Source organism: Streptomyces sp. NPDC101776 (genome assembly GCF_044766845.1).
Taxonomy (GTDB): domain Bacteria; phylum Actinomycetota; class Actinomycetes; order Streptomycetales; family Streptomycetaceae; genus Streptomyces.
In genome coordinates, this window is sequence record NZ_JBIWMV010000053.1 from 1 (window position 1) to 6,542 (window position 6,542).

General features: G+C 67.7%; 4 protein-coding genes and 1 pseudogene. 3 read left to right on the forward strand and 2 right to left on the reverse strand.

Annotation, left to right across the window (positions count from 1 at the left end; all coding sequences use genetic code 11):
• Positions 1-102: 102 nt before the first annotated feature.
• A pseudogene (locus tag ACIRRY_RS51650) lies at positions 103-956 on the reverse strand (IS5 family transposase).
• Between the two features lie 324 nt (positions 957-1,280).
• Positions 1,281-3,806, reverse strand: a complete 2,526-nt coding sequence (locus tag ACIRRY_RS51655) for a DUF6185 family protein (protein ID WP_403988074.1) — start codon at positions 3,804-3,806, stop codon at positions 1,281-1,283.
• 348 nt (positions 3,807-4,154) lie between these two features.
• On the opposite strand from ACIRRY_RS51655, the gene ACIRRY_RS51660 reads away from it, so the two are divergent.
• The 3 genes from ACIRRY_RS51660 (at position 4,155) to ACIRRY_RS51670 (ending at position 6,395) form a co-directional block, all read left to right on the forward strand.
• On the forward strand, positions 4,155-4,742 hold the full coding sequence (locus ACIRRY_RS51660; RefSeq protein WP_403988083.1) for a transposase: 588 nt from the start codon (positions 4,155-4,157) through the stop codon (positions 4,740-4,742).
• A gap of 70 nt (positions 4,743-4,812) precedes the next feature.
• Positions 4,813-6,147: an ISL3 family transposase gene (locus ACIRRY_RS51665; protein ID WP_403988077.1), complete on the forward strand. Its 1,335-nt coding sequence runs from the start codon at positions 4,813-4,815 to the stop codon at positions 6,145-6,147.
• Positions 6,144-6,395, forward strand: coding sequence for a transposase (locus ACIRRY_RS51670; RefSeq protein ID WP_403988080.1), 252 nt, complete (start codon positions 6,144-6,146; stop codon positions 6,393-6,395). The genes ACIRRY_RS51665 and ACIRRY_RS51670 overlap by 4 nt, the downstream gene beginning before the upstream one ends.
• The last annotated feature ends 147 nt before the right edge of the window (positions 6,396-6,542 follow it).

The following is a 6,542-nucleotide window of genomic DNA, read 5'->3' on the forward strand; positions in this document are numbered from 1 at the left end:
CTGTCGCGAGGGTGTCCAGGTCTGTCTTCACACACTGACATTGGACGCCCTCGTCCTATGTCCGCAGGCCATCCCTTGGACTCATTCATCTAGGGTCCGTCTTCAAACGGATCTTGCCCAGAGTAGGAACGACGCGAGACTGACCGCTGCTTCGTAGGAGGTGGCGGTCTTGTCGTATCTGGTGGCGATGCCTCGGAAGCCTTTGAGGTGGTTGAAGCAGCGCTCGACTACGTTGCGCCGGCGGTAAGTCTGGCGGTCGAAGGCCGGTGGCCGTCCGCCGCGATGGCCGCGGTTGCGGCGGTGTCGCTGCTGGTCGGTCTTCTCCGGGATGGTGCAGGCGATTCCGCGTTTGCGCAGGTAGCCGCGGGAGCTGTATGTCTTGTCCGCGATGACCTGGTCGGGTCTGGAGCGCGGACGTCCAGGACCGGTCCGCGGGACCCGGATCCGGTCCAGGAGAGGACGCGCGCAGATGCTGTCGTGGCGCTGGCCGGGTGTCAGCAGGATGGCGAGGGGCCGCCCGCGTCCGGCGCAGGCGAGATGGATTTTGGTGGTCAGTCCTCCTCGGGATCAGCCGAGGGCGTGATCGTATGGTTCGTCCGGCCGGTGGATCCCCTTTTTCGGCCGGTGGCAGCGGCGTGCTGGTGGGCGCGGACGATGGTGGAGTCGATCTGGACGAGCCAGTCGATGTCGCCGGCCGCGTCCGCGCGGGCCTGAATCTGCTGGAGTGCCCGGGTGAACACGCCGTCCAGGGCGTAGCGGCGGAAGCGGGTATAGACCGTCTGCCACGGCCCGTAGCGGTCCGGCAGGTCACGCCAGGAGATCCCGGTCCGGATCTTGTAGACCATCCCGTTGACAACCTGCCGGTCCTCTACCCGCGGTCGGCCTGTCGCAGCCCGCGGTATGAGCGGAGCGAGTAACTCCCACTCCTGATCGGTGACTTCATGGCGCCGTATCACCCCACCATGATCCACCAGCTTGATGATCTCTGAAAACGGGCCCTACTACCCCGCCCTCAACTTCGACGACGCCCAGTCGGTCCCCCCGGTGATGAAGGAGTCCCAGCCCCAGGCGGTCACCACCCTCACCGCGGGTCAGTCCGGCTACGTCGCCGTAGCCCGGCAGCGACCCCCTCCCTCCCGACCAAGGGCGTCTACGTCGATGACTCGCTGCGGGTGACTTACTGGCTGTCGGATGCGCAGGACGCGTTGACGTGCTGAGCACGGGAGCACGGAGGACCAGGGGGCCGGGACCTGAAAGCGGTGTGGGGCGACCCGAGGAACTCACTTACCCCCGGCCGCAGGCATCACCGTGGGCTCCGCGAAGAACTGCCAGATCGAGATCACGGCAATGACCTGGGCGATGAGGTAGGCGACCTGCAGGGAGTAGTAGCGCATCTGGTAGACGGACAGCAGGAGGCCCAGGCGGCTCTGCCAGTAACGGCGTTCACCTGAGAAGGTGTCAAGGTCGAGCGCGATTCCGGTGATGGTGAGAACGAGCAGCATCGTCGACGTGTACAGGGCGAGGTTGGCGAAGCCTTCCTGGGTGAACCAGCCTCCCAGTCCGTCCAGACCGACCGGGAGCGCGAAGGCGAGCGCGACCGGCAGGGCCTTGACCGCCCCGCGTCGACCCGGCAGCACCCGCCACAACGCGCCCAGGAGGAAGCCCCCGCCGACCCAGGTGGCCAGCCACCACAGCACAGCGAGTGCCAGGCTGGGCAGAGCGAAACCGTTCGAGAGCGTGTCCTGCCAGGCGGCTCCGCGGATCCAGTCGGCCCAGCTGCCGAGGGCGGCGGCGGGCAGGCCGGGTATCAGGGCGAAGCGGGCGCCGCGGACGCCGTTGGCCCACCAGTCGTCCCGTGGTCCCAGTGCCAGGGACGCATCGACCACGGACACGTTCGCGGGAAGCCGGTCGCCCACCAAAGAACCGCTCACAGGCCAGTCGTGCAGTCTGTCCAACTCCGCTTCCAGGTTCTTGCGTTCGGGTCGGCTGTCGTCCAGGAGCCCCTGGTCGAGGCGGCGGAGTATGGCATGGGTCTCCCTGTAGTTCCGGGACTTCTTCAGCAGAGTCGATCGGGCACTGGGGCCGGCGACTGTGGCCAGGGGCCGCCCGGAGACCTCCAGGGGCTGGGCCAGGACGGCTCTGCGGGAGGGGATCGCCACCGCCCCGTACAGGGTCAGCAGGTACAGCGGTATCCAGATGACCTGGACGAGTCCATTGTCCACGTAGTGGCCGTCGTCGAGGCCGACCGCGAGTGGGAAGAAGGCAAGGAGCAGCAGGCGGTCCGCCCAGTCGTTCAGGGGCGAGGTCGATGACGGGACCGACGGTGCCGTGGGGGTGGCCCGCCAGGTACGCAGCACGGCGAGCACGGCGAAGCCGGTCAGGATCCACGTGTGATCGATGATCAACTCCTGACCGTCGGAGACGGACTGCACCGCCTCCCGGAGAGTGTCGAGCCCGTGGTCGGTTCCGTACGCGCGGCTTCCGCGGTTGCTGAGCCAGGTGGCACGCTGCCAGTTGCGCTCCTCCACGACCGCGAAGCAGACAGCCGTGAGCACGGTCCACACAAGGACCGCGGGCGCGGCGAGGCGCAGCCGCAGAACCCGGTCCCGCCCGGGGAAACGGCGGCTCTGCGGGAGCAGGCCCCCGTCGACGGCGAGCCGCCAGGCCACCGCGACACAGCCGAGCAGGGTCAGCGCCATGAGACAGCAGGAGGCGGTGGTCTGAGCGGCGAGTGCGCCGCCCGACGCTTCGTAGGTGTCCGCCCAGGGTGACGGGCGCAGGCCGAACAACTCCGGCATGGTCATCGTCGCCACCGGCGGGACGGCCAACAGCGCACCCGCCGCCCAGAACCGCCAGGAGGGTCGGGCGAAGGAGAACAGCACGGCGACGGCCCCGAGAGCGAAGGCGTCTCCGAGGAGGATGTGCTGGTCCGGCCACGACCATGCCAGGTCGTGCCGCTCCTCGTACCGAAGGATCAGGTCGTCCGCATGCGTCAACAGGAAGAGAACGACGGCCGCGGGGGCCCACGCGGCGAGATTCCGCAGAGTACGACGCTGGGTGCCACTCGGAGCCGAGGGGCGCCGGCGGTACAGGAGAACTGCGACGAGCAGCAAGACGGACATCGTCGCCACCCACAGCAGGGCGCCAAGCCGGTCCAGTCCCACGGCGACGAGACGATCGCTCTGAGCCGCCCATGAACGTTGCCAGGGCGGCCTGACCGACACGGTCACCGCGGGAGCGGAGCGCGCGGGACGCCACACCAGAGTGGAGTCTCCCGTCCTCTCCGTCGGCCGCGGTTTCGCATCCTCGGCTCCGGGTGAGCCGGGATCCACCGTGATCTCGTCCCAGTGCGCGCCCGCCAGCGCGGAAGGGGGCTGGAGTTGAACGGTCCACGAACGGGCCCCGGCCCGTACCCGCCACATCCCCACGTCGATGTACGACCGATACTGGCTGACCCAGGAGTACGCCTTGTCGACGACCCTGATGCGGCCGTGCTTCGAGGAGACCACCGGTGGACCCGACCGCAACTCAGCCCAGCGGCGCTGCTGACCGGGCTGATGCCGGGTCAGACACGCCATCGCCGTGGTGTACGCCCCGCTGTCCTCGCTGAGAAGCAGGTCCTTGGCATGTGCCCAGCGGGAGGGCACGTCGACACTCAACTCAGTAGTGATCTTGGTGTAGGTGCGGTCATCGTGCTGGAGCCGCACCGACGTGCTGACCTGCGCGCCGGCGAGCCCCGCACTCGCGCACGCATCTCCAGCCGCCTCCGCCGCGCGAGCGGACGTCGACGAGGCGACAGCGCACATCACCGCCAGAACAGACAGAAGTGACACGAATGCACGGCTTCTCAACAGATACGCCCCCCGACCCGGATCCGCTGGCCCCAGGATGACCTGTACCTGCGGCGACTTCCAGCGATTCCAGGACTTCAGCGACAAGGCACCCCGCCCGCAACCCTCCCCCGCCAGGGGGAAACCTTCCGATCCGATGGGCGCAGGGGCCATGCGCCTTCGGCAAGGAGTGCCCGCGGGGGCACAGGGCGAGGCCGGTCCAGAGGAATCACGCACACAGCAACTAGTGCTGGGTTCCTCTTTCGCTGGGTATATGTCCTGGTGGCGGGGTAGCTGATGGTGCTCGTGGGCGGGTGCTGGACCATGGTTTTACGGGCACGACCGGGGCGTGACGAAGACGAACGGGCCGTCGTTCGCCGGTTGTCGCGGGCACGGAAGGCTCCGAGGGATGCAGTGACGCGGGCCCGGATGATCGAGCTGAGCTGGTCGGGGCTACGGGTGCCGGCGATCGCCGTGGAACTGGACTGCAGCCAGAAAACGGTCCGCTGCTGGCTGCACCGCTTCAACCGCTCGGGCCTGGAAGGGCTGGAGGATCTGGGCGGGCAGGGCCGCAAGCGGCGAATCACCGAGGAGGAACGCTCCAGGATCATTGCCCTGGTCAAGACCGTGCCGCCCGGGCGGCTGCGGTGGGAACCCGTCGGGGAACTGTGGGCCTTCGACGAGTCCGGACCCTCCGAGTGGACCCTGAACTCCCTGGCCGCAGCAGCGGGGGCCGAGGGTATCGATGTGGGCCGCTCACAGGTGCGCCGCATCCTGCTCGCCGAGGGCGTGCGCTGGCGCCGCACCCGGTCCTGGACGCGCTCGAAGGATCCGGACTTCGTCCCAAAAGGACGCGGATCATCGGCCTTTACACCCACCCGCCTGACGGCGGCCGTGGGCAAGCGGTTCTGATCCACTTCTTGTGGTGCAGTGACACGGCGTCACAACTGGCTGGCAGGATGGCTGTTCGTGTGATTGCAGCGTGTTCTCGACGTTCTCCGCGGCGTTCTCTCACCTGTCCTGCGTGGTGGTGGACGAGGTCAGAGCGGACGGCGGCGGGATAGCCCTCACGGCGCGAACAGTGACGCGCGAGGCGACATGTCCCGACTGCGGCACCGTTTCCGGCCGTGTCCATGGTGGTTACCGACGGCGCCTTGCCGACCTCGCGGCGGCCGGGCAGGAGGTCGCGATCGACCTGCTGGTGCGACGGTTTCTCTGCCTGGCAGCAGAGTGCCGTCGCCGCACCTTCGTCGAGCAAGTGGACGGACTCACCGAGCGATTCGCGCGACGCACACCGCTCCTGCGCCGCTCTTTGGAGAAGATCGCACTGGCGCTCGCCGGACGGCCCGGCGCCCGGCTGGCCACACACCTGTCCATCCCGACGAGTGCGAACTCCCTGCTCAGACTTGTACGCAGGCTTCCGGACAAGCAGGTCGGCGCCGCACCGCGTGTGCTCGGCATTGATGATTTCGCCCTGAAGAAAGGGCACGTCTACGGAACGATCATCTTGGACATGGAGACCGGAGAACGCGTCGACGTCCTGCCCGACCGCACCGCCGAGACCCTCACCGCGTGGCTCCGCGCACACCCCGGAGCAGAGATCGTCTGCCGGGACAGGGCCAGCGCCTACGCCGAGGCCGTACGCACCGCTTGCCCAGACGCAATCCAGGTCGCGGACCGCTTTCACTTGTGGAAGAACCTGTGCGAAGCAGTCGAGAAATGCGTTGCCACGCACCGTAGTTGCCTCGCCGAGCCTACTGACGACGCACCGGCTGACGCCACTGTTGCCGAGCAGGAGGTGCCGGGGCGGCCGGAGGGGATGCGGGTGATCCGGCGCCGCGAGCGTCACACCGCCGTGCACGCCCTCTACGACAAGGGCGTCCCGATCCAGGCGATCTCCGAGACGCTCGGACTGGACCGCAAGACGGTACGCCGCTATGCGCACGCGGCCACGCCCGAGGACGCGACGCTGGGCACCGGATCGCGCCGCTACGGCCAGATCCACGCCTACTCGCCCTACCTTCACCGGCGTTGGAACGAGGGCTGCACAGATGCGGCACGGCTCCACGCGGAGATCGTCGAACTCGGCTTCATTGGCAGTAAACGGACCGTGCGTCGGCACCTCCAAGAGATCCGGGCCAGCGGCAAACCCGCCCCCGACAAGCCCAAGACGCTCACCGTCCGCACAGCCACCTGGCTGATCACCTCGCACCCGGACAACCTGGACGAGAGCAGCACACTCAAGCTCAAGAAGCTCCTTCCCGCTCTCCCGAACTCGACGCCGTCGCCGCGTGCGTCCGCTCCTTCGCCGCCATGATGACCGAGCGCCGAGGCAGCGACCTCGCCCGCTGGCTCACCCGCGCCAAGGACACCGAGATGAAGCCACTGCAGAGCCTGGCCCGCGGCCTGCGACAGGACTTCGACGCCGTCACCGCCGGCCTCACCTTGGAATGGAACTCGGGCAAGGTCGAGGGCAACGTCAACAGGGTGAAGCGAATCAAAAGGGACGGATACGGCCGCGCCGGATTCGATCTCCTCCGCCTGCAGATACTTCTCGCCGACTGAAGACGGTCACCCTCCGCAATCACCCCACAAGGAATGGATCAGAACCGCACTAGGCTCTGGTCCAATTGCTGTGACTCGCGACTGTCGGTGATCGCTCAGATGTCGAAGAGGGCTTCCTCTTGTGGAGGGACCGGAGGGTCAAGGACA

Excerpts from the sequence above, each read along its gene's own strand:
- ACIRRY_RS51655 (WP_403988074.1), bottom strand. The coding sequence starts at position 3,806 with ATGTGCGCTGTCGCCTCGTCGACGTCCGCTCGCGCGGCGGAGGCGGCT.
- ACIRRY_RS51660 (WP_403988083.1), top strand. The coding sequence starts at position 4,155 with ATGGTTTTACGGGCACGACCGGGGCGTGACGAAGACGAACGGGCCGTC.
- ACIRRY_RS51670 (WP_403988080.1), top strand. The coding sequence starts at position 6,144 with ATGATGACCGAGCGCCGAGGCAGCGACCTCGCCCGCTGGCTCACCCGC.